The following is a 21,555-nucleotide window of genomic DNA, read 5'->3' on the forward strand; positions in this document are numbered from 1 at the left end:
TAATCCTCTTATTACTTACTACCCCGTTAATTTCCCACTCACAAAACAGTTTGAATAGCAAAATGCTGTTTACACTGGGTGATCAATCCTACGATCTGGGTACCTTCGAATATTACTTCCTGAAAAACTCTGAAAGGCCCTCCGCTGACAGTGCACAGATCAAAATTGAAGAATACCTGGACCTTTATATCAACTTTAGACTAAAAGTTCTGGAGGCGAAAAACAGAAACATGGATCAGGATCCAGCCTTTATCGAGGAGCTGGAAGGATACAAATCTCAACTGGCCGAGCCTTATCTAACTGCTACCCAATACAACGATTCGTTGGTGATGGAAGCTTACGAAAGAAAGAAATTTGAAGTGTCTGCTGCTCACATACTCCTAAGGGTAGATGAAAATGCGCTGCCTGCCGACACGCTACAGGTTTACAATCGCTTACTGGACATCAAATCCGAAATCGAAGATGGCTTAGATTTTTCGATAGCTGCTAAGAAATATTCTCAAGACCCAAGTGCTCGCATGAATAGCGGAAACCTTGGCTACTTTAGCTCTCTTCAGATGGTTTACCCATTCGAAAATGCAGCATATGACAACCCAGTAGGGAGCTTAGTAGGTCCTATCAAAACCCGTTTTGGTTATCACCTCCTCAAAGTGATTGACAAAAGACCTGCCAGAGGCCAGATCAAAGTGGCCCACATCATGATCCGCAATCAATCTGACAGCCTAGCTGAAGAGGTGAAGAAAAAAATCTTTAGCATCTACGAAAACCTGCAATCAGGCGCTGACTGGAACGAACAATGTAAAATCTACTCAGAAGACAAAAGCTCAGCTCCAAAAGGAGGAGAACTGAACTGGTTCGGCACAGGCGCCTTAGTACCCGAGTTTGAAAATGTAGCATTCGCACTGGAAAACAAAGGAGATTATTCAGAACCTGTTCAAACCAGGTTTGGCTGGCACATCATCAAACTAATTGACAAAAAACCTCTACCTCCGCTCGAAGAAATCCGCCAGGAACTGGAGGCAAGAATCAAAAGAGACAGCCGTTCCAAAGAATCGAAAAAAGAAGTTCTGGCCACTCTCAAAAAATCACAGGACTTTACATTAGACTCAGCGGTTTACAAGCAGGCGATGGCAGGAATCGACTCTACCATCAAGTTCGCCAAATGGACCTATGATAGCACCTCCACCCTACTCGATCAATCAATCTTTTCCCTTAAAGGAGGCACTTATAGCGTAGAGGACTTTTACAAATTTGTAGTAGAGGCCCAGCGATCTCGTAGCAATGCTGACCTGGCTGACTATAAAAATCAGCTTTACGAACGCTTTGAATCTCAAAGCATCATGGATGCAGAATTGGCCTATCTCGAACAAAACAATCAGGATTTCAAACTGATTTTGGATGAGTACGAAAGCGGCATCTTATTATTCAATCTGATGGAAGAAGAAGTGTGGCAAAAAGCACTTGAAGACACGACAGGTCTTTCGGCCTTCTTCGAGCAAAATCAATCCAACTATCAGGCAAATGAAATGCTGGAGGTACGCAAACTATCCGCTCAAGATTCGCTAACGTTAGTAAAAGCCTCTCAAAATCTCGATCTCTCAAATTCCCAGTTGGATAGTCTATTCAATTCGCAAGAAGCTTTAGCTTTGCAGGTCGATGATTTAAAGGTCGAGAAAGGAGAAATTGCCTTTTTAGACACAAATTGGGAACTCGGAAACCACTATCAAAAAGAAGGCAATTTCTATACGCTTTGGGTGGTGAAAGAAGTTCTTCCTACTCGTCCTCTGGCATTGAATGAAGTGCGAGGGTTGGCGATTTCTGATTACCAAAGTCATCTAGAAAAATTATGGGTAGCGTCTTTGAAAGAAATATACCCATACGAATTGAACAAAAAAGTACTAAAACGATTTGTTAAAACTTTCGATTAATATCATTCTTGTAGCATTGCTATTATCCTCCTGTGACAAGCTCTATGCCCCATTAGAGACTCAGGAAGAAGTAGAAAGAAAACCTATTGCCAGGGTAGGTGACATCTATTTGTACGAAGAGGATGTCGAAGGCTTGACATTCTCCAGCAAGGACAGCAATGACAGTGCACAGATTGTTCAAAAGTATGTGGAGTCGTGGATCAGAAAACAGCTAACTATTGCCCGAGCGTCTCAGGAAATTAACTTCGATGAAGCCAACATCGAGAGAAAAGTACTGGACTATCGCTATGCCCTCATGGTGCACGAATATGAAAAGTACTATGTGAATCAAAGGCTGAAAAAAGACATCTCGGAAGAGGAAATCAAGACCTATTATAATGAAAAGTCAGAGAACTTCGTTTTGAGACAAAACATCATTCGCTGTTTGTTTGCTGTAGTGCCGTCAGAAGCCCCTCAAATCGACAACTTTAGAAAACTGATCCGCAACTATCCTAACACTGATTTAGAAGAAATCCAGTCTTACTGCTATCGCTTTGCCATCCAGTCTTCTTTAGAGACGGACATGTGGCTAGATTTTGACGAAGTGATCGCCAACACTCCCTTTGCCAATATTCAGGACAAGGTTTCCTTCCTGAAAAGCAATAGCTTTATCGAAAATTCGGACGAACAGAATTATTATTTCATCCGCCTGCTTGACTACAAAATTTCTAACCAAATTTCTCCATTGGAATACATCCATGACGATATAGAAAGCATTCTAATCAATAAGAAGAAGGTCGAGCTGAGGAGACAGCTAGAGGAAGACCTGTTAGAAACAGCAAAAGAAAACAATGAATTTGAGACATATTAAAGCCTTTTTGCTACTGATATTGCTTAGTTGCAGTGTAGCTCAAGCGCAAGACGAAAATAAAGGCGTGGTGATCGATAAGATCGTCGCTAAAGTAGACGACTACATCGTACTGAAATCTGAATTGGAAAATGCCTATTTGCAATTCATGGCCAGAGGTGAAATCACTCAAGGGGATGTCAAATGCCAAATTCTGGAAAACCTGGTCATCAACAAGCTGATGGTAGCCAAGGCAGAAATCGATTCAGTAGAGGTACTGGATGTACAAGTCGAGCAAAATCTGGATCAACGTATGAACTACTTTGTTCAGCAATTTGGATCAGAGGAAAAACTGGAAGAGTACTATGACAAAACCATGGAGGAATTCCGTGAGGAGCTCTTCGACCAGATCAAAGAACAAATGATCGTGCAAAAAATGCAGGGCATCATCAGCGACGAAGTAAGTATTACCCCAGCAGAGGTTAAAAAATTCTTTGCGAAAATCCCTCAGGACAGTTTGCCCTACTTCTCGACTGAAGTAACCATTGGCCATATTGCCAAAATCCCTGAGCCGAATGACAAAGTGAAGGATCAGGTACGCCTGGAGCTACTAGATATCAAAGATCGCATCGAAGCGGGTATTGATTTTGGTGTCCTGGCTCAAAAGTATTCAATGGACCCAGGATCTGCTCGCCAGGGTGGAGAGCTAGGTTTCTTCAACCGTGGAGAGCTAGCACCAGAATATGAAGCTACCGCTCTTGGTCTTAAGCCGGGTGAAATTTCGGATCCAGTAGAAACCCAATTTGGTTTTCATATCATTCAATTGATCGAAAAACGTGGTAACCGTTTCAATACCCGACACATTTTGATGATGCCAAGACCTACTCTATCAGATATTCAAGAGACGAAAGACTTTTTGGACAGCCTAAGAACAGGAATAATTGACGACAGTCTTAGATTCGATATCCTTGCAAAAGAGCACTCGGATGACAAACAAACCAGCGGAAATGGCGGTTTCTTTAGTGATGCTACAGGGGCAATGCGCATCTCTGTAGAAGAACTGGACCCGACAATGTTCTTTACGATAGATACCATGAAGGTCGGCGAAATATCCAAACCTTTCGAATACAAGATGCCTGATGGAAAAGATGCCGTGAGAATTGTATATTACAAATCAAAAGTGCCTCCGCACCAAGCCAACCTGCTGCAGGACTATCAGAAGATCCGATCAGCAGCACTGGCCAACAAGCGGAATGGTATCATGTCCGATTGGTTCGATGAGGCCAAAGGCGAAGTGTATATTAACATAGAACCGGAATACGACTACTGTCGTATCATGTCAGATTAGAAGAGATAGATGGCTGAATTCAAAGATGAAGTAGAAGCTGCGAACGCCTTGCACAAGGCATATACCCAGCTCACAAATGAAATTTCTAAAGTTATTATTGGTCAGGAAGAAGTAGTCAAGCTGCTACTCACTTCCATTTTTTGTCAGGGACATTCGCTACTCGTGGGTGTACCGGGTTTGGCCAAAACGCTTTTGATCAAGACGATTTCGTCTGCGCTTCATCTGGATTTCAACCGGATACAGTTTACTCCAGACCTGATGCCTTCAGATATTTTGGGCGCTGAGACGCTGGACAAGGACAGAAACTTCAAGTTCATCAAAGGACCGATCTTTTCTAATATCATTTTGGCTGATGAGATCAACCGTACGCCTCCTAAAACCCAGGCTGCACTGCTCGAATCTATGCAGGAATATGCCGCCACAGTTGGTGGAAAGAAATGGGAACTGGAGAAGCCTTTCTTCGTACTGGCAACACAAAACCCAATCGAACAGGAAGGAACCTATCCACTACCCGAAGCACAGCTCGATCGCTTCATGTTTATGGTGACATTGGATTACCCTTCTTACGAATCTGAATTGGATATCGTCAAGCAAGGCACAGTCCCACAAGACAGTGTGAAACCTGTGTTAGATGCCAAGGAGATCCTGGCTTTTCAGGAGTTAATTGACAAGGTGCCTGTGGCTGATAATGTCGTAGAATATGCCGTAAATTTGGTACACAAGACACGTCCTACTTCAGAACGAGCTACAGACATCACTAAATCTTACTTAGAGTGGGGAGCTGGTCCGAGAGCCTCTCAATTCCTAATCAAAGCGGCACGCTGCAATGCTCTGCTAAGTGGCAAATACTCTCCGGATATCGAAGATGTAAAAGCCATTGCAGAGCCCGTATTGAAGCACCGTTTAGTGCGCAACTTCAAAGCAGAAGCGGAAGGGATGAGTATGGAGAAGATCATACAAGAACTTCTTTAATAAGAAAATAGCCATCCCTCTCGAGATGGCTACCTATCAACATCAAAAACTCAACATACTATAAAATCAAATCGTCGCTCCTTTCGGGATAAATTGGAAATACAACCATCAATCTATCAACCAATTTACTCATGCTTTTTTGAGCAGATTGGGGATTATCAGCTATCCCAGTTGAAATAGAAGAGTACCACAACAATTCCTCTGTTTCTGGGTCGACTATCGATACAATCAACTTTCCCACCAAGGATTCATATTCTCGAGTATCGCTGGTCGCTACACCACCGGAGTAGTACCTACCACGCCCCATGGTTCCATAGCTGTTTTGGGTAGTGCTATAGTTCTTCAAAACATCCATATTACCTGTGACCTTTATCCTTACCTCCGGGTTCTCCTCCATTTCGACTAAACCTCTTTGTGTCAGCCCTTGGGTAAAAGCCTCTTCAAATCTCCCAATGTTTATTTCATTGAAGAACTCGTTTTGTTCTCCATCATACTCAATATCCAATGCGTAAGTAGTAAATGAACTGAAATCAACTCCGGATTTCTGATCCGTTGCGATTTTCAAACTAGAACATGAGGTAAATAAAACTACCATCACGCCTAATAAGATTGCCCTCTTTTTCATGATAGATGATTTTAGTTAGACATTTTTTACTGTTTGTATATAGCATTAAACGTCTTTTGAGGTATGGGTTTGTGGTAAAAAAAGGGTGATTTATTGTCAATACTAGACAGTTTATTCTTAGTGAACCCCATCACGAAATTGACCAGGCGTCATTTCATTTATATTTCTAAAAAATTTATTGAAGTGAGCTGGATCCTTAAAGCCGAGGTAGAAGGCAATATGTTTGACACTATTATTACTATAAAAAAGTAAGCGCTTGGCCTCATAATCTATGCGCTCACGAATCACGTAGCTGGCAGAATGTTTGGTCATGGCCTTGCAGGCTCTGTTCAATTGCTTTTCACTTATTCCTAAGCGCTCTACATAGTCTATGACATAATGATCCATCTTAAAATTGATAGCAAGATCATCCATAAAACTACGGTAGATGTTTGCGTAGTTCTGTTTGCTCTTCGTTAAGACCTTTTGTGGCCGACAAACTAAGCTCATTTTCAACAGCAGCCCCTTAGTCAAAGTTGCTAATAAAGCAAGGTTGGCTTCATTGATTTTGTACTCTTTTAGGATCAAATCAAAATAGCTTCGAATATGTTCCCCATTTGTATTATCAAGTATGCTGCTCAGCAAAGAATTTACTCCCTGAATAGTAGAAGTAATATCGGCAGGAAAGCCCATTAGGTCTATAAATCTTTGGTTGAAAGCTATAGTTATCACCTCTACTTCCGTCTCTCCCTCAAAATTGATCCAGGAGATCTGATCCGGTGTTCCAAGCATAACCCAATTAGCCTTAAATGGCACAGGGACATGATCAATATAGGCCAGTCCATCTCCTGATATCATAAACCTCAGGACATAATGCTCTAACCTATGAGGCCTCATTAGAGTAAACTGTTCTGTCAACACAGTTTTTCCTCTAACAGCATGAAATACTTTATCGCCTTCGAGTGCCCAAAAATTGATTGACGGCACATCGGTTTTTACCTCCTTATAACCTCTCATTGACTTACTTCAATACTCCCTAAATATATCCACAAAAAATTAGCTGCTAAATCAGTTCTTTTCAAGCCCTTGTCAGGAATTGATAAGAATCATAAACTTTCGATGATTCTTATCAGCTAGTCGACAAATGACCTTGTGGCTAGCCTTGTGTTTTTCTATCTTTGATAGAACTTTAATGTTTTTCCCATGCAACACAAGTCAATCGAAACGCTTATCAATGAAAACTTTGTCTATGCCAAGGTGCTGGACTTTTTCGGAGTGGCCTTTTATGAATCCAGAAATAAGACCCTGGAGCAAGTCTGTGCAGAAAACAGAATAGAAGTCTCACAGCTGATTTCGGTGATGGAGAACAAAAAATCCAAGCAGGCCATTGACTTTTTGGAGTTGAAAAAATATCCGGTCAAATTGCTCATCGAATATTTGAAACACTCACATCAGGTATTCATCAAGGATTCTCTTCCTTTCTTACTCAAAATGGTCAATCGCATGGAAGAAGGCCCTTATTCTGAGCTGAAAGAAGATTTGAGAATGGTGCTACCGATGTTCATCGAGGACTTTATCAAACATATCTACGAAGAGGAAGACAAGTTCTTTGCCTATGTGCTGGAGATGGACAAATGTCTCAACAATCAGTCTTACTCTTCTAACCAACTGATTCGTCACGAAGATTTTTCGATTCAGGAATTTGCGCTGCACCATAGCGATTCAGACGATGAGATGGCAGGTATCCGTGGCATCACCAATAGCTACAGTACCGATCAGATCGAAGATGTACAGCTCAAGGTGATTCTGAAAGAGCTTCAGGCTTTTGATGCTAAGCTGAAGGATCATGCGAGAATAGAAAATGACATTCTTTTCCCTAAGGCAATGGAATTAGAAAAAGCCTCCAAGTCACTTTTTCAGAAAAAAGTGACGCTTAACTAAATGGGTAGAATACTGGCCATAGACTATGGCAAAAAACGGACGGGTCTGGCAGTGACAGACCCTCTCAAAATCATTGCTTCCCCACTAGACACAGTACGGACTCACGATCTGATTCCCTTCCTGACTGACTATCATCAGCAGGAGGATATCGAACAATTTGTGATCGGAATGCCCAAAGATCTGATGAATAAGGACACAGATAGCACGGCATCTGTACGGTCTTTTATAACTTTGCTGCAGAAAAAATTCCCCCAACACAAAATCCATCAGGTAGACGAGCGCTTTACCAGCAAAATGGCCAAAAGCGCGATGTTGAGTGGTGGAATGAAAAAAAGTGATAGGAGGAAAAAAGAGAACGTTGATAAATTGAGCGCGACCATAATTTTGCAGTCGTTTTTAGAGTCAGGTATATGATTTACCCCATAGTAGTGTACGGTGACCCAGTATTAAAGAAAGAAGCTGAGGACATCGAAGAAGGAAGCATAGATGTAAAGAAACTAGCCGAGGACATGTTTGAAACCATGAAACATGCCAGCGGGATCGGATTGGCAGCCCCTCAGATCGGCAAGTCCATCCGTATGTTCGTAGTAGATGGCAGTCCGCTAGAAGATGAAGAGGACATGGAGGATTTCAAAAAAGTATTCATCAATCCGGAGATCATCTGGGAAGAAGGCGAAGAATGGGCTTTTACCGAAGGCTGTCTCAGCATCCCCGGTATTCGCGAAGATATCAGTAGACCAGAGCGCCTCCGCATCAACTATCTGGACGAAAACTTCAAAGAGCACGAAGAAGAATTTGACGGGATGAAAGCTCGTATCATTCAGCACGAGTATGACCACATCGAGGGCATCCTTTTTACCGATCACCTGACGCCACTGAAAAAGCGACTGCTGAAAGGCAAGCTCGCCAATATCAGCAAAGGCAAGTGTGACGCAGACTACAAAATAAAAATCCCGAAGAAGAAATAAACATGCAGGACCTCAAGATAGCCATCATACAATCCGAACTCTATTGGGAAAATATCGATGGCAATCTGGCCATGTTTGAAGAAAAGGTCTGGGGCATATCAGAGGCAGTGGACTTGATCCTGCTGCCTGAGATGTTCAATACCGGCTTTACCATGAATCCCCAGCCTCTGGCTGAGGTGCCTGGTCTCAAAACGCAAAAATGGATGCTGCAAATGGCCTCTCAGACCAAAGCTCTGGTAGGAGGCAGCTACATGGTGCGTCAGGGAGAAAACTTCTACAACCGATTTGTTTTTGCCTTTCCTGATGGGAAGATGCAGCACTATGACAAGCGCCACCTCTTCTCACTGGCCAAGGAAGAAAACTACTTTAACGCAGGACAAAAACGACTGATCGTCGAGTACAAGGGTTGGAAGATCTGCCCTATGGTGTGCTACGATCTACGCTTCCCTGTTTGGGCAAGAAATCAAATCAACGATGGAGCCTGCGACTATGACCTGCTGATCTATGCGGCCAACTGGCCCGAAGCAAGAATTCAGGCCTGGGATACCCTACTACAAGCCAGAGCCATAGAAAACCAGGCCTATGTCGCCGGTATCAATCGCGTCGGCAAAGATGGCAATGACTACCCTTATGTCGGTCACAGTGCCATCTACGACTATGCAGGCACTACGATGCAATTCCTTGGCGATGAAGAAGATGTCATCATCCAAAGCATCAACAAAGAAGCCCTGGAGCAATTCCGCGAGCGCTTTGCATTTTTGCAGGATGGGGATCAGTTTGATATACAGTGACCTAGAGCTACACTAGATTAGAGGGGATATTTGAAAACCTCATTTTTTTGGTCCCTCGAAAATTCACTAAGTTTATACTCAACTCAAACTCTTATATGATGAAGTCCTACCTAGTGCTTATCCTTTTTGCCTTTTATTCCCTCCATGCCTTCTCACAAGAGGGAAGCAAGAACTTTATAGATCAGAACTATATAGAAGTGATTGGCATGGCTGAAAAAGAAATCATGCCGAATGAAATCTATCTAAAAGTCGTGATCAGCGAAAAAGACAATAAGGCGAAAGAGTCACTGGAACAGCTAGAGTCTAAAATGATAAATAAACTAGAAGGCATTGGGCTCGATATCGAGAAACAACTTTCAATCCAAGACCTTGGTAGCAACTTTCAGTTCTACTTCCTTCTAAAAACTGACATTTTCTCAACGAGGGAATATGAGATTTTGGTCTATGATGCCCATAGTGCTGCTAAGGTGATCGTAGGGTTGGAGGAAGTAGGCATCTCCAATATCTCGATCAGCAAAATGGATCACAACGATCTGGAATCGATCACAATGGACCTCAAACAAGAAGCCATCCTCAACGCAAAAAAGAAAGCAGACAAACTGAGCCAGGCACTAGGGCAGAAAGCAGGCAGAGCCATCTATATTTTTGAAATGGACGAAGCGGATCTCTCCCAAGTCCTAAGTGGACGGGTAGCTGGTCTGAGAATCAGAGGAGCCTCCTCCATCTATGGCAGCAGCGCACCCAAGGCAGCCAATGTGAATTTTGACAAAATCAAAATCAAATCGAAAATCCAGGTTCGATTTATTCTAGAATAAATAATCTATCCTCACTATTAATAAACGCTCGAGCAAATCAATCGTTTGATTGAGGAAAAGGAAGCTAATGGCTAAACGTATTGTATTTATATCCGGGATCGGAGCAGATCATCGGGCCTTTCAGCGAATTCAAATCCCAAATTACGAAGCTGTCTATGCAGACTGGATTCCACTCAAAAACAGGCAAGAGTCCTTTGAGTCCTACTGCGATCGAATAGCAGAGACCTATCAAATAGGATCAGAAGATGTACTGGTCGGGCTATCTTTTGGTGGGCTAGTAGCGCAGCAGTTCGCTAAAACCATGGGAAATCAAAAGGTAATTCTGGTCTCCAGCTTTAGAAGCAAAGAAGACCTACAACCGCTGATGTACTATGGTTTGATCTGGAACCTTTACAAGCTCCTGCCTGACTTTCGAATCCCAATATTGACAGATGTAATGGGGCATTATATCAACTCTCGTCAAAAGGAAAGCAAACCTGTGATCCAGGCCATGATCCAAGACGCAGACTTCCGCTTCAACAATTGGTGCATTCGCCAAATCAAAATCACGGACCTGAGGGCAGATTACCAACCGCAGTTTCTCAACTTCACAGGCAAAAAGGATCTACTGGTCAAAGACTGGAAAGGTCCCAATCATGTATCTATCGATAACGGAACACACTTCATGGTTTTTGATGAGGCACAAAGTATCAACCAAAGGATCAAGGCCTATTTGCAGGTTAATTAAGATGAAACGTAACTAGATTCTCGATTCTGGTTACAACAAGCGTAGATTTGGTTACATGTCTATTTCTTATCCTAATCACTTTTGTGTCGTACTATTAGAAACCAAAAGGACAAAACCATGAGAAAAAGAAAAATTGCATTAGTGACTGGCGGCAGTAGGGGGCTCGGTAGAGACATGGCCATAAATCTGGCCAAAAAAGGGCTGGATGTGATTCTTACCTATCATAGCAACCTGTCAGCGGCTGAAGAAGTAGTGGCCTCCGTACAGGCAGAAGGAGCCAATGGGTATGCCTTATCCCTGGATAGCAGCGATACCAAAGGCTTTGATGATTTTTACCAGCGCCTGTCAGATTACTTGCAATCTAACTATGACAATCCGCACTTCGATTATTTGATCAACAATGCAGGCACTGGTATTTATCAGCCCTTTGCCGAGACGACCGAAGAGCAGTTTGACGAGATGATGAACATCCATCTCAAAGGGGTCTACTTCCTAACCCAAAAAGCACTGCCTTTCCTCAACAATGGCAGTAGCATCATCAACATTTCTTCAGGACTAGCCCGCTTTACTTTGCCTGGCTCTTCGGCCTATGCCAGTATGAAAGGTGCCATCGAGGTATTCACTCGCTATCTGGCAAAAGAACTCGGCAGCCGCGGCATCACTGCCAATGTAGTAGCTCCGGGTGCCGTAGCGACAGATTTTGGTGGAGGCGAAAACAAAACCAACGAGAAGAAAAGAAGTCTGGTAGCGGGAGCCACAGCCCTGGGTCGAGTAGGCGAACCCGAGGATATTGGTGGCATTGTCGCCTTCCTGTGTACCGAAGAGGCGCACTGGATCAATGCTCAGCGAATCGAAGCATCTGGTGGAACCTTGATATAAACATGTACAAAACCGAATCTATCACCGAATACCACAAGCTGGCGGGGCTCCCTAAACCAGAGCATCCGCTGGTGAGTTTGGTCGACTACAGTCAGGTCAACTACCCAAAGGATCAAGATGAGATCACTGTAATAAATAGTCACTACTCCATTGCGTTAAAGAAAGGGCTGGCCGGTAAGGTTCGCTATGGTCAGCAGCAATATGATTTCGACGAAGGGTTGATGTCCTTTGTTGCACCCGGTCAAGTGATCAAAGTAAAAGTGCATAAAGCACCAGCGCCACACCCCACTGGTTGGCTGCTATTGGTTCACCCCGACTTTCTTTGGGGTTCTCATCTGGCGAAAATGAACAAGCAATACGAATTTTTCGGGTATGATATCAATGAAGCGCTCTTTCTTTCGGACAAGGAAGAACAGTCGATGATCGGCATCATGAAAAACATCCAGCAAGAATATCATGCTAACATTGATGCCTTCAGTCAGAAGATCATTCTCTCACAGATCGAAGTGCTTCTCAACTATGCAGAGCGCTACTATCAGCGCCAGTTCATCACGCGCAAGATTAGCAACCACGCAATACTGAATAGTCTGGAGAGCTGGCTAACAGACTATTTTGACAAAGAAGATCTGGCCAGTGCGGGACTTCCCAGTGTACAGCAGATTGCCGACGAACTCAATGTTTCGCCTAACTATCTGAGCAACTTACTCAAGGTACTAACGGGGCAAAACACCCAACAGCATATCCATGACAAACTAATAGAGAAGGCCAAAGAAAAGTTGTCTACCACTCAGCTATCAGTGAGCGAGATTGCCTATGGTCTGGGCTTTGAACATGCCCAGTCCTTCAGCCGCTTGTTCAAAAGCAAAACCCAGCAATCTCCACTTGAGTTCAGAGCTGGGTTCAATTGATCATTAGTTTTTAGCGCCAATAATGACTACCGCTCCAAACTCAAGATTTCTACCTTTTAGATTAATCAAAGATTCATCAGGAGCAGTATAATCACCTGTGATATTATAGTCGTTCGCTCTCATCTCAAAGGTTCTATAGGATAGATAGGGTTGAATCGTAAATTTACCTAAAGGTTTAAAAATCAACTTAATTCTATAAAAAGGACTAACAGCACCATCATAGCTTACTCTAATAGAACCATTTTCATCTGACTTATTAAATCGTCCAGCCCAGAGCATATCAAAACCTGCACCAAAACTTATACCACTCACAAATGATTTCTTTTCAATTATCAAATTATACGTGAACTCCATTCCGGTCCTCGGCATTGCTAAACTCTGAGAACTATTTGAGCTGCTTTTACCTGACGATGAATAATTAGCATTCAATAAGATATTAAAAAAGAACCCTCCTAACACGTTCACCTCAAAATTATAAGGTAAATCAATATTGGCTCCTGCGCCGAATCCACTCAGTCCTGTTACACTACCTCGCTCTGTATTAGACCCTGAAGTAACGCTTTGACTAACCGAACCTATTCCAAGTAACTGCAAATCACCAATGAAATGTACGCGCTGGGCTTGTGAATGAAGTTGAAAAATGAATAAGATTGAAAAAAGAGATAAGAAACGCTTAATCGTCATTACTATTATTTAATTGGTTGATAAAAAAATGTAATCTACAAGACATTTTCTAAACCCAAAAAAATCAACCTACCCGAATCAAATCATTTTCCATTTATCTCAAAACCAACTTCTGAGAGCTTGTATTTTTACCATTCCGGATATAGGCGATATACAGTCCTGGTTTCAAGAATGAGAAGTCCATTTCAGTAGCCGTATTCGCATCCAAAGGAATGTCTTTGAGGACTAAATGTCCCGAAGCAGTGAGTAAGTATAGGCTGCCCCTTTGGTTCGATAAAAAAGTTACTTGCTGATCATCCAGGCTAGGGTTAGGATAAACCAACAACATCAATTTTTGCTTTTCTACCTCACCGATTTCATAAGCCCACACACCACCTTGAATACTACCCACCATCAATGTCGCTTGTCCAGCAACTCTACCAAAAGCAGGTCTGGAGGCACGCCCAAATCTTGGAGCAGAAGTGACTTCATCACAGATTATTTGCACTGAAGTACTTTGACTCCTGTTACTTCTAATATTCGAATAGAGCGTGGCATTGCCAGTAGCGTCAGTAGTTAATAAATCATCTTTTCCATCTTCATCGATGTCCGCCACTACCAGAGATAAGCGCCCGCTGCTATTTTCCTCTTGCAGTATATTTCTTTCTTCCATTACAAAGACAGACCCGGTAAACCTCAGATAGTCCAACTCCCCATAGCTCCTACCTATCAAAGCATCTAGATGACCATCCTGATCCATGTCGTAGAGGTAAACATCGTCTCCAGATCCATAGCTCAAGTCAATGTTTCGCAGTTGATTGTAATCTACCTCCAGGCCAGTTTCGCTCTGATTGGGCAAATAATACATGCGATTGCTGAAACTCTCATTGATCGAACTGAAAACCAAATCTGGTCGCCCGTCACCATTCATATCTACGATCTGTGGCTTGATTTCCAAATGGCCCAATTCAGAAAGAGAAAATGCATCTTCGGTCTCCAAAGTAAAACTGCCATCCATCTGCTGGATATAAAGCGTCAAGCTACTCACAAAATCAGTCGCTCTCAAACTCCCTCGATTTCCTATCAATAGATCCTCCCGGCCATCACCATTTACATCAATCATGACAGGATAAGCCCACTCACCCACGTCAATCATTTCGTCCTGGAGAAAATTTTGTGCAGCGCCATAGTTTTGATTTCCCAGATTGGGATAAAAAAAGCTCGACGCTTTCATATCGATAGTCATCCCATTATTGTCCCTCATATTAGGCGCAATCACAAGATCCGAAATCCCATCAAAAGTCACATCGATGGAATAAGCCGCTGGAAACAAAGTAAAATCTATCGGTGTACCGAAAGTAGGAAAACTCGTATCCCAGCTATCAAAACTAGCTGCTAGCTGGCTACCTTTATTCTCCAGATAGTTAAGCTCTGCACAGTCCTCCTCGCTGATTACGAGATCCATGAGTCCATCTTCATTATAGTCAAAAGAAAGCAGCGCCTTGCCTGCCAGATGCTTGAGCCTTCCCGAGGCGGAGCATGATTCATCAAACACATAGTCCGAACAGTCGCAGACATTGATTCCACCATATGTCTCAGTCACTTTCTCATAAGCCAACCCACAGTTGGTCGTAACATTCCGATGAAATTCGATATCAGTACCCGTGCTAAAATTAAAAACCAGAATATCCAGATCATCATCCCCGTCCAAATCAACGATCGAAGGGATGTCCGTGGCATTAAGAAAGACATTGATTTCACTCCCACCAGATAGTGTCAGCAAGGGATCTGCTACTAAGTCCCAAGCAGGACTGCCCGGTTCGCCTATATTTTCATAGACTTTGATTCCTAACTGTGCGGAAGCAAACAAATCCATCAAGCCATCGCAATTGTAGTCGGCCAAAACGATCCAGTTTTTTAGACCTGAGGGGAAGAGGGCCTCAAAGGCAGGCTGATATTCATAATGATCCGATTGGTTCTCAAAACAAGTGATCCTTTCTGCCGATCGATCAAAGATCACCAGATCCTCGTCTCCATTACCATCGAGATCCATGGCTTGATACTGTCCCGAATTCAATCCACCGGCAAAAGGATACTGAAGTAGTTGATCCGAACCATAAACAGAAGCCTGCAAAGGTCTCAACTGAAGCTGGGCTGCTGTGTCGAAAGTACTGCTGATAATAGCTGATAATATGACTATTTTTAGAAGGGATTTCATCTTCTCATTTCTGAGGCCCATATTACATCAATAGATTGAATTATTTGTTGAATGAAGGCCAAATAAATTTTACCTTACGACCTCAAAAGACAAAACGATTGGAAGATACGATTGCCAACTTATACGAAAAATTCAAGGATAGTACTGGTGTAAATACTGACACCCGAACGATCTCTCCGAACCAGATGTTCTTTGCCCTCAAAGGCGACAACTTTGACGGAAACTTATACGCCGATCAGGCCCTGGCTGCTGGTGCCAGCTTTGCTGTGATAGACAACCCTGAATTCCTGAAGGATGAGCGATACCTGTTGGTAGATGATGTGCTAGACACCTTACAGAAATTGGCCAATCATCACCGCCGACAGTTCAAGTTCCCCTTTCTCGCCATCACTGGATCTAACGGCAAGACAACTACCAAGGAACTCATGGCTCGTGCACTATCCGACAAGTTCAAAGTGCACTACACCAAGGGCAACCTCAACAACCATATAGGTGTCCCGCTTACGATACTAGATATTCATGAGTATTGTGATTTTGCCATCATCGAGATGGGGGCCAATCATCTGGGAGATATTGCTCTGCTATGCCAGATCGCTGAGCCTACTCATGGTTTGATCACCAATATTGGGACTGCCCATATCGGCGAGTTCGGAGGTAAAGAAAATATTCTAAGAGGCAAAAGCGAACTCTTCGACTACCTGAGAATGCACGGAGGGACTCCATTCATCAATAAGTTAGACCCCGCCTTAGTCAACATGGCGAAGCGTTTCCATCACTATGTGGAATTCCCCAATGACGATTGCAAACTGATCGAAGCGAGCCCTTATATCTACTATGCGGACAATGATGACCATGAGCACAGCACCGAGATCGTCGGGGAGTACAACTACATGAACATCGCTGCGGCCATCACAGTCGCACAGCACTTCGAAGTAGGCGATCCCTACAATGCCATCGACATGTACCAACCGGCCAACAATCGCTCGCAGATCATTGAGATCGGTACCAACACAGTCATTTTGGATGCCTACAATGCCAACCCTGATTCAATGAAGGCCGCTCTGAAAAATCTCTCGCAGATGTCGGGAGAGAAAAAGATTGCCATGCTAGGCGAAATGAAGGAGTTGGGCGAGTATGCAGTAGAGGAGCACAACAAAATAGTAGAGGAAGCCGAAACCTTAGGGATCAAAAACCTGTATTTGGTAGGAAACGAATTCAAAAAGGCCTCTGAATTTGTCAATGTGCTGATAGACGTGGATCAGCTGATCGAATTCCTCAAAGAGGATAAGATCTCCGGGTCGATCGTATTGATCAAAGGATCCCGTAGCATGCAAATGGAGCGCCTGGTCAAAAGCAACGAAATATGGAACTAAAACCCAGCCTGGACTTTCTCACACGCCTAAAAGAAAATAATAACAAAGTGTGGTTCGACGAAAACCGAAAAGAATATGAGAGCTGCAGAGCTCAGATTCTGGAGATCGTTCAGAAGCTGATAGAGGGGATAGCATCCTTTGATCCCTCGCTCACAGCTGTAGAAGCCAAGCAATGCATTTTCCGCATCAACAGAGACATCCGCTTCAGTAAAGACAAAACACCCTACAAAACCAATTTCGGAGCACTGATGGGCGCTGCAGGCAGAAAAACTGAGGGGACAGGCTATTACTTTCATGTCGCTCCTGGCCATGTCTTCACCGGTGGGGGAATCTACAAGCCACAGCCAGATATGCTAGCCAAGATTAGACAGGAGATCGATTACAATTCAGCGGATTTGGTTAAAGTCATCGAAGCTCCTGGATTCAAAGAAAGGTTTGGTGAGATTCAGGGGGAGCAATTAAAAACTGCGCCTAAAGGATACCCTAAAGATCATCCCTTCATTCACCTACTTCGATACAAGAGCTACTACGTTTTAGAAGAATATTCTGATAAAAATGCTTGCAGCGAAAACTTTATAAAAAAGGCTCTGGAGAGCTATAAAGAGGCTTTTTCGTTCAACCAATTTTTAAACGATGCAATTAATTGAAAATATTTTTGGGAAAGGTTTGGAATAATCAATTTCGATTCTATTTTTGCACTCCCAAATCAACGGATTTGAGCAAAAAGTAGTGAAAACAATCACACTCGGGCGCTTAGCTCAGCTGGTTCAGAGCACCTCGTTTACACCGAGGGGGTCGGGGGTTCGAATCCCTCAGCGCCCACAAAAGACAGTCAAAATTGGCTGTCTTTTTTTATGCCCTAATTTTGCTTGTTGTTAGAGAGTTACTAATCCTACATGCTATTCTCAACCCGTCTTTTACTACTCTAGTATGAGTTCATACTCCAGCTTTTCTCCTTCGAAATAAAGTTGACCACCTAACTCTACTTTATCATAGGAGTAACTATTGATATCAAATGGCAATTCATAGAGTTCTTTAAATATACTTTTTTCGGCACTGAAAGGATCTCCGAAATTGGCGTTCAGCGTCATTCCGTTCAAACTATAAAGCCCAAATACATTCTTGATCTTTTCTACTGGATCGGTTTGATAAACCTCAGCACACAAGGTTCCAAGTTGAGAACTTGAGGCAGTGAAATAATAATTAACATGCACTAGATTCCCCTCAAATATTACTTCCAATGAATCAAGCAAAGTATGTTCACAGGTTCTGCACTCCTCTTCACCAAAATTAATTGAGTTGCAACTTTCATTTAGCTCACCTATAGATTCATTCTCTCCAAAGCGATAAGAAGTCGCTTGCCAGGCTTTTGATTGCAATAGCTCCTTAAGAGAAGGCTCAACATGTTTATTTTTTTCACAACTGAGAAAAATCAAACCTGTAATAGCTATTAAGATAGTTGGTTTCATAAGTTTAGGAATTTCGAAATGGTTCTAAAAACAGAAAGTTCACTAGTGACTCAAAACTACTAATTCGCTAGAACAGTAAAACCAACAAAAAGACTCAAATCAATGATAAACTGTAGGTAACAATAAATCATTGATCATGAACAAGGCAGAGTCCAGGTCAAAACCAGACCCAAATTTGCTTCGGGCCTGATTTATCTAGGGATTAATTATCTTCAGTTTGTTATGATATGCTAAGCTTATTGTTAATGGCATTGAAAAGTACATCACTGAGTTGCTCAACACTTTTCAAGGGTTTGGTAATGAATCCATCAGCTCCTTTCGTCAGAGCCTCTTCCTCCTGCTCCCAATGCGAAGTGACATATATCACCACTGGACTGTAATCCAATGCTTCTACAAATTGGAAACCATTGATTTCAGGTAAATCTATATCTATGAATATAATATCAGGCTTATTTCGGTCGACTTCCACCAGGGCATGCATGGGATTTCCATAACATTCTTGCAAATCGAGGTAGTCAATCTGGCGGATCACCCCCTTGATTATCTCCATGAAAAGCCTATCGTCATCTATACAAATGCAGCTGTAGTTTTCTTTATTCATTCTTACCATTCAATCAACTACAGGTGGACAGAGTTAATCACAGAATTATCTGCGAATATATAGCAATTGCCCCTTACTTTTGTAGTGTAAAACGTGGATTAGGAGTTTCTCCTAAACAATGCAGTAGATGTGCTTATTCGCCATTTTTAAGCATTTTGTCCTCGAATTACGTTAAACATATTTTAGCTATTTTTCATGAAAGTATACCTCGACAATTCTGCCACTACACCCGTTGACCCAAAAGTACTAGAAGCCATGATGCCTTACTTCACCGAGACATTTGGCAATCCCTCCTCTATCCACTCACATGGAAGGGAAGCCAGATCAGTGGTCGAACGAAGCAGAAAAAAAGTCGCCGAACTACTGAACACCTCTCCAGCCGAAATCTTTTTCACCTCTGGAGGAACAGAAGCAGACAACACGGCCATACGATCAAGCATAGAAAGCAAAGGAATACAAGTCGCTATCACCTCCAGGCTCGAACACCATGCCGTATTGCACACCCTTCAGGCTCTTGACAAAAATGATGGCTTAGACCTCTATTATGTGGACTTATTGGAGGATGGTGAAATAGATATGGCGCATCTGGAAAATCTACTAGAAGAAAACAAAAACGCTTTTGTATCCCTGATGCATGCCAACAATGAACTGGGGAACCTGAATGACATTCAAACCATAGCTGAGATGTGCAAGGCGCATAAGGCCACTTACCATAGCGATACCGTTCAGGCGATGGGTAAGTATGTGCATGACCTGCAAGAACTGAAGGCAGACTTCATCGTCGGTGCAGCACATAAATTTCATGGACCGAAAGGATCAGGGTTCCTTTACATCAATAATGAAACTAAAATCCATCCTTTCATCTACGGAGGTGCACAGGAGAGAAACATGCGCGGCGGCACAGAGAACCTCGCGGGTATTGTAGGGCTGGCCACTGCTCTGGAAATAAGCTACAGCGACATGAATAACAACCGCAAGCATATCGAAGGGCTCAAGTCGCTAATGATCGAATTATTAAAAGAGAAAGTAACAGGGGTTTCATTCAACGGACAATCGGCTGATCTGGAAAACAGTCTTTATTCTGTGATCAATGTAGGAGTCCCAGAATCAGAAGAAAATGACATGTTGCTTTTCAATTTGGATATCAAAGGGATTTCAGTTTCTGGTGGCAGTGCTTGTTCCAGCGGATCCAACATCGGCTCTCATGTATTAGACGCCATCGATTCGGACCCAAACAGAGGTGCCATTCGATTCTCCTTTTCGAAATTTACGACCGAAGAAGAAATCCGCTATGCCGTGGATACTTTAGCAGAAATCGTCAATCAGTGACGGGACATTTCCGTCACACATTCTATCCATTTCTGTTCGGTATTCAGACTCGGCACTAAGTCCCATCGTTCGCCACCCGCCTCGATGAATTCTTCCTGATAGGTTTCTCCTACTTCCAAAGTAGTCTCTAAGCAGTCTGCCACGAAGGCTGGAGAGAATGCCAATACTTTCTTATGGCCTTGCTCAGCCAATTCCTTAAGTTTATCCTCCGTGTAGGGTTGAATCCAGGGATCCTTACCCAAACGTGACTGAAAGGCGGTAGTTACCTGCTCCTTTTTCAACCCCAGCCTATCGGCCAACAATCGGGTAGTTTCAAAACATTGAGCTCGGTAGCAATATTTATTGGCTTCACCATAATGCTCACAGCATGACCCAAGTTGACACTTGCTAATGCCTGCTTTATAAATTTGTCTTTCTGGCAATCCGTGATAGCTAAACAAGAAATGATCATAATCGTGTTCTTTCATCATCTCCTGAGCATTTTCTACAAAAGTGTCAAGAAACAAATCATTGTCTACAAACTGATCCACAATCTCGAGCTTAGGAATCACTTGCCACTGACCTACATTTCTCATTACTTCTTCGATTACCGAGCCTGTAGTGGCAGAGGCATACTGCGGAAATAGCGGAATGACTTTGATTGAATTGACCTTGGCGCTCTTCAATTCTTGCAGACCTGCTTCAATCGAAGGAGACTGATACCTCATAGCCAATACCACCTTGTATTCTGAGCCTAGCTGATCCTGAACAGCCGCTTGCAAATCTTCGCCATAAAATTTGAGCGGAGATCCACGGTCTTCCCAAAGCTTTTGGTACTCTTTGGCGGACTTAGGACCTCTAAAAGGTGCGATAATCAGGTTGACCAAAAGCCAACGTGGAATATAGGGAATGTCAATCACTCGACCATCCATGAGAAATTCCCGCAAATATTTTCGCACATCGCCTGTACCCGGGCTATCCGGTGTACCCAGATTGACTAGAAGAACGCCTTTTTTCATAGTTGGCAAATCTAAAGGCTGAAAGCGATAGTTTTAGCTCCAAAAAATAAAAAGCTCCAGAATGTCTAAATCTGGAGCTAGCAGCATGTTGAAAATTATTACTTTGACTGGAACGAAGTAAACCTATGTGGACTTTAAAATCCTGCCATTTTTCTTTAAAATCCTGACAAAATCAGGCGTTGAGATGCAAATGCGAA

At 42.9% G+C, this 21,555-nt stretch carries 22 protein-coding genes and 1 tRNA gene; 16 read left to right on the forward strand and 7 right to left on the reverse strand.

The genetic code is table 11. The features are described 5' to 3' along the window. Positions 1–62: 62 nt before the first annotated feature. From N7U62_RS15510 to N7U62_RS15525, 4 genes are read left to right on the forward strand one after another with little or no spacing between them, the layout of a single operon-like run. The gene (locus N7U62_RS15510) at positions 63–1,928 is read left to right on the forward strand and encodes a peptidylprolyl isomerase (RefSeq protein ID WP_264138913.1); all 1,866 of its coding nucleotides are present in this window, start codon (positions 63–65) and stop codon (positions 1,926–1,928) included. Next, positions 1,909–2,778, forward strand: a complete 870-nt coding sequence (locus N7U62_RS15515; RefSeq protein WP_264138914.1) for a peptidyl-prolyl cis-trans isomerase — start codon at positions 1,909–1,911, stop codon at positions 2,776–2,778. The genes N7U62_RS15510 and N7U62_RS15515 overlap by 20 nt, the downstream gene beginning before the upstream one ends. Next, positions 2,759–4,102: a peptidylprolyl isomerase gene (locus N7U62_RS15520; RefSeq protein ID WP_264138915.1), complete on the forward strand. Its 1,344-nt coding sequence runs from the start codon at positions 2,759–2,761 to the stop codon at positions 4,100–4,102. The genes N7U62_RS15515 and N7U62_RS15520 overlap by 20 nt, the downstream gene beginning before the upstream one ends. 9 nt (positions 4,103–4,111) lie before the next feature. Next, positions 4,112–5,074: an AAA family ATPase gene (locus tag N7U62_RS15525; protein WP_264138916.1), complete on the forward strand. Its 963-nt coding sequence runs from the start codon at positions 4,112–4,114 to the stop codon at positions 5,072–5,074. 58 nt (positions 5,075–5,132) lie between these two features. On the opposite strand, the gene N7U62_RS15530 is transcribed toward N7U62_RS15525, so the two are convergent. Then, positions 5,133–5,699: a DUF4136 domain-containing protein gene (locus tag N7U62_RS15530; protein WP_264138918.1), complete on the reverse strand. Its 567-nt coding sequence runs from the start codon at positions 5,697–5,699 to the stop codon at positions 5,133–5,135. A 117-nt stretch (positions 5,700–5,816) separates the two neighbouring features. After that, positions 5,817–6,695, reverse strand: a complete 879-nt coding sequence (locus tag N7U62_RS15535; RefSeq protein ID WP_264138919.1) for a helix-turn-helix domain-containing protein — start codon at positions 6,693–6,695, stop codon at positions 5,817–5,819. Between the two features lie 186 nt (positions 6,696–6,881). Between N7U62_RS15535 and N7U62_RS15540 the strand changes: the two genes are divergently transcribed. From N7U62_RS15540 to N7U62_RS15575, 8 genes are all read left to right on the forward strand, one after another. After that, positions 6,882–7,619, forward strand: a complete 738-nt coding sequence (locus N7U62_RS15540) for an iron-sulfur cluster repair di-iron protein (RefSeq protein ID WP_264138920.1) — start codon at positions 6,882–6,884, stop codon at positions 7,617–7,619. Next, positions 7,620–8,033, forward strand: a complete 414-nt coding sequence (gene ruvX, locus N7U62_RS15545) for a Holliday junction resolvase RuvX (RefSeq protein WP_264138921.1) — start codon at positions 7,620–7,622, stop codon at positions 8,031–8,033. It begins immediately after the preceding gene. Further along, entirely contained in the window at positions 8,030–8,587 is a 558-nt protein-coding gene (def, locus tag N7U62_RS15550) for a peptide deformylase (protein ID WP_264138922.1), read from the forward strand. The genes ruvX and def overlap by 4 nt, the downstream gene beginning before the upstream one ends. Positions 8,588–8,589: 2 nt before the next feature. Beyond that, positions 8,590–9,378, forward strand: coding sequence for an amidohydrolase (locus N7U62_RS15555; protein WP_264138923.1), 789 nt, complete (start codon positions 8,590–8,592; stop codon positions 9,376–9,378). Between the two features lie 98 nt (positions 9,379–9,476). Then, positions 9,477–10,193 (forward strand): SIMPL domain-containing protein, encoded by a 717-nt coding sequence (locus N7U62_RS15560; RefSeq protein ID WP_264138924.1) that lies wholly within the window; start codon positions 9,477–9,479, stop codon positions 10,191–10,193. A gap of 67 nt (positions 10,194–10,260) precedes the next feature. After that, entirely contained in the window at positions 10,261–10,920 is a 660-nt protein-coding gene (locus tag N7U62_RS15565) for an alpha/beta fold hydrolase (protein WP_264138925.1), read from the forward strand. A 117-nt stretch (positions 10,921–11,037) separates the two neighbouring features. Further along, positions 11,038–11,799, forward strand: coding sequence for an SDR family oxidoreductase (locus tag N7U62_RS15570; RefSeq protein ID WP_264138926.1), 762 nt, complete (start codon positions 11,038–11,040; stop codon positions 11,797–11,799). A gap of 2 nt (positions 11,800–11,801) precedes the next feature. Next, complete coding sequence (locus N7U62_RS15575; RefSeq protein WP_264138927.1) at positions 11,802–12,707, forward strand: helix-turn-helix domain-containing protein; 906 nt, start codon at positions 11,802–11,804, stop codon at positions 12,705–12,707. A 3-nt stretch (positions 12,708–12,710) separates the two neighbouring features. On the opposite strand, the gene N7U62_RS15580 is transcribed toward N7U62_RS15575, so the two are convergent. Next, on the reverse strand, positions 12,711–13,391 hold the full coding sequence (locus N7U62_RS15580) for a hypothetical protein (RefSeq protein WP_264138928.1): 681 nt from the start codon (positions 13,389–13,391) through the stop codon (positions 12,711–12,713). Between the two features lie 94 nt (positions 13,392–13,485). Continuing rightward, positions 13,486–15,588 carry a T9SS type A sorting domain-containing protein gene (locus N7U62_RS15585; RefSeq protein WP_264138929.1) on the reverse strand — a complete coding sequence of 701 codons (2,103 nt, stop codon included), beginning with the start codon at positions 15,586–15,588 and terminating at the stop codon, positions 13,486–13,488. A gap of 98 nt (positions 15,589–15,686) precedes the next feature. Here N7U62_RS15585 and N7U62_RS15590 point away from each other — a divergent pair, with 98 nt between their 5' ends. The 3 genes from N7U62_RS15590 (at position 15,687) to N7U62_RS15600 (ending at position 17,783) form a co-directional block, all read left to right on the forward strand. Then, positions 15,687–16,961 carry a UDP-N-acetylmuramoyl-tripeptide--D-alanyl-D-alanine ligase gene (locus tag N7U62_RS15590; RefSeq protein ID WP_264138930.1) on the forward strand — a complete coding sequence of 425 codons (1,275 nt, stop codon included), beginning with the start codon at positions 15,687–15,689 and terminating at the stop codon, positions 16,959–16,961. Then, positions 16,952–17,608 carry a DUF2461 domain-containing protein gene (locus N7U62_RS15595; protein ID WP_264138931.1) on the forward strand — a complete coding sequence of 219 codons (657 nt, stop codon included), beginning with the start codon at positions 16,952–16,954 and terminating at the stop codon, positions 17,606–17,608. The genes N7U62_RS15590 and N7U62_RS15595 overlap by 10 nt, the downstream gene beginning before the upstream one ends. Positions 17,609–17,708: 100 nt before the next feature. Next, positions 17,709–17,783, forward strand: a tRNA-Val gene (locus N7U62_RS15600). 98 nt (positions 17,784–17,881) lie between these two features. On the opposite strand, the gene N7U62_RS15605 is transcribed toward N7U62_RS15600, so the two are convergent. Further along, positions 17,882–18,430, reverse strand: a complete 549-nt coding sequence (locus N7U62_RS15605) for a hypothetical protein (RefSeq protein ID WP_264138933.1) — start codon at positions 18,428–18,430, stop codon at positions 17,882–17,884. 220 nt (positions 18,431–18,650) lie between these two features. Further along, positions 18,651–19,031 (reverse strand): response regulator, encoded by a 381-nt coding sequence (locus N7U62_RS15610; protein ID WP_264138934.1) that lies wholly within the window; start codon positions 19,029–19,031, stop codon positions 18,651–18,653. A 195-nt stretch (positions 19,032–19,226) separates the two neighbouring features. Here N7U62_RS15610 and N7U62_RS15615 point away from each other — a divergent pair, with 195 nt between their 5' ends. Continuing rightward, a complete protein-coding gene (locus tag N7U62_RS15615; RefSeq protein WP_264138935.1) occupies positions 19,227–20,360 on the forward strand; it encodes a cysteine desulfurase family protein in 1,134 nt (377 codons plus the stop codon). On the opposite strand, the gene hemH is transcribed toward N7U62_RS15615, so the two are convergent. Further along, a complete protein-coding gene (gene hemH, locus N7U62_RS15620; protein WP_264138936.1) occupies positions 20,354–21,358 on the reverse strand; it encodes a ferrochelatase in 1,005 nt (334 codons plus the stop codon). The two genes, N7U62_RS15615 and hemH, sit on opposite strands and share 7 nt — an antisense overlap. Positions 21,359–21,555: the final 197 nt, after the last annotated feature.

The organism is Reichenbachiella ulvae, assembly GCF_025833875.1.
Classification (GTDB): domain Bacteria; phylum Bacteroidota; class Bacteroidia; order Cytophagales; family Cyclobacteriaceae; genus Reichenbachiella; species Reichenbachiella ulvae.

Excerpts from the sequence above, each read along its gene's own strand:
- N7U62_RS15535 (WP_264138919.1), bottom strand. The coding sequence starts at position 6,695 with ATGAGAGGTTATAAGGAGGTAAAAACCGATGTGCCGTCAATCAATTTT.
- N7U62_RS15530 (WP_264138918.1), bottom strand. The coding sequence starts at position 5,699 with ATGAAAAAGAGGGCAATCTTATTAGGCGTGATGGTAGTTTTATTTACC.
- N7U62_RS15510 (WP_264138913.1), top strand. The coding sequence starts at position 63 with ATGCTGTTTACACTGGGTGATCAATCCTACGATCTGGGTACCTTCGAA.
- N7U62_RS15540 (WP_264138920.1), top strand. The coding sequence starts at position 6,882 with ATGCAACACAAGTCAATCGAAACGCTTATCAATGAAAACTTTGTCTAT.
- N7U62_RS15610 (WP_264138934.1), bottom strand. The coding sequence starts at position 19,031 with ATGAATAAAGAAAACTACAGCTGCATTTGTATAGATGACGATAGGCTT.
- N7U62_RS15605 (WP_264138933.1), bottom strand. The coding sequence starts at position 18,430 with ATGAAACCAACTATCTTAATAGCTATTACAGGTTTGATTTTTCTCAGT.
- ruvX (WP_264138921.1), top strand. The coding sequence starts at position 7,620 with ATGGGTAGAATACTGGCCATAGACTATGGCAAAAAACGGACGGGTCTG.
- N7U62_RS15520 (WP_264138915.1), top strand. The coding sequence starts at position 2,759 with ATGAATTTGAGACATATTAAAGCCTTTTTGCTACTGATATTGCTTAGT.
- N7U62_RS15595 (WP_264138931.1), top strand. The coding sequence starts at position 16,952 with ATGGAACTAAAACCCAGCCTGGACTTTCTCACACGCCTAAAAGAAAAT.
- N7U62_RS15570 (WP_264138926.1), top strand. The coding sequence starts at position 11,038 with ATGAGAAAAAGAAAAATTGCATTAGTGACTGGCGGCAGTAGGGGGCTC.
- N7U62_RS15565 (WP_264138925.1), top strand. The coding sequence starts at position 10,261 with ATGGCTAAACGTATTGTATTTATATCCGGGATCGGAGCAGATCATCGG.
- N7U62_RS15615 (WP_264138935.1), top strand. The coding sequence starts at position 19,227 with ATGAAAGTATACCTCGACAATTCTGCCACTACACCCGTTGACCCAAAA.
- N7U62_RS15580 (WP_264138928.1), bottom strand. The coding sequence starts at position 13,391 with ATGACGATTAAGCGTTTCTTATCTCTTTTTTCAATCTTATTCATTTTT.
- N7U62_RS15560 (WP_264138924.1), top strand. The coding sequence starts at position 9,477 with ATGAAGTCCTACCTAGTGCTTATCCTTTTTGCCTTTTATTCCCTCCAT.
- hemH (WP_264138936.1), bottom strand. The coding sequence starts at position 21,358 with ATGAAAAAAGGCGTTCTTCTAGTCAATCTGGGTACACCGGATAGCCCG.
- N7U62_RS15525 (WP_264138916.1), top strand. The coding sequence starts at position 4,112 with ATGGCTGAATTCAAAGATGAAGTAGAAGCTGCGAACGCCTTGCACAAG.
- N7U62_RS15585 (WP_264138929.1), bottom strand. The coding sequence starts at position 15,588 with ATGAAATCCCTTCTAAAAATAGTCATATTATCAGCTATTATCAGCAGT.
- N7U62_RS15575 (WP_264138927.1), top strand. The coding sequence starts at position 11,802 with ATGTACAAAACCGAATCTATCACCGAATACCACAAGCTGGCGGGGCTC.
- N7U62_RS15555 (WP_264138923.1), top strand. The coding sequence starts at position 8,590 with ATGCAGGACCTCAAGATAGCCATCATACAATCCGAACTCTATTGGGAA.
- def (WP_264138922.1), top strand. The coding sequence starts at position 8,030 with ATGATTTACCCCATAGTAGTGTACGGTGACCCAGTATTAAAGAAAGAA.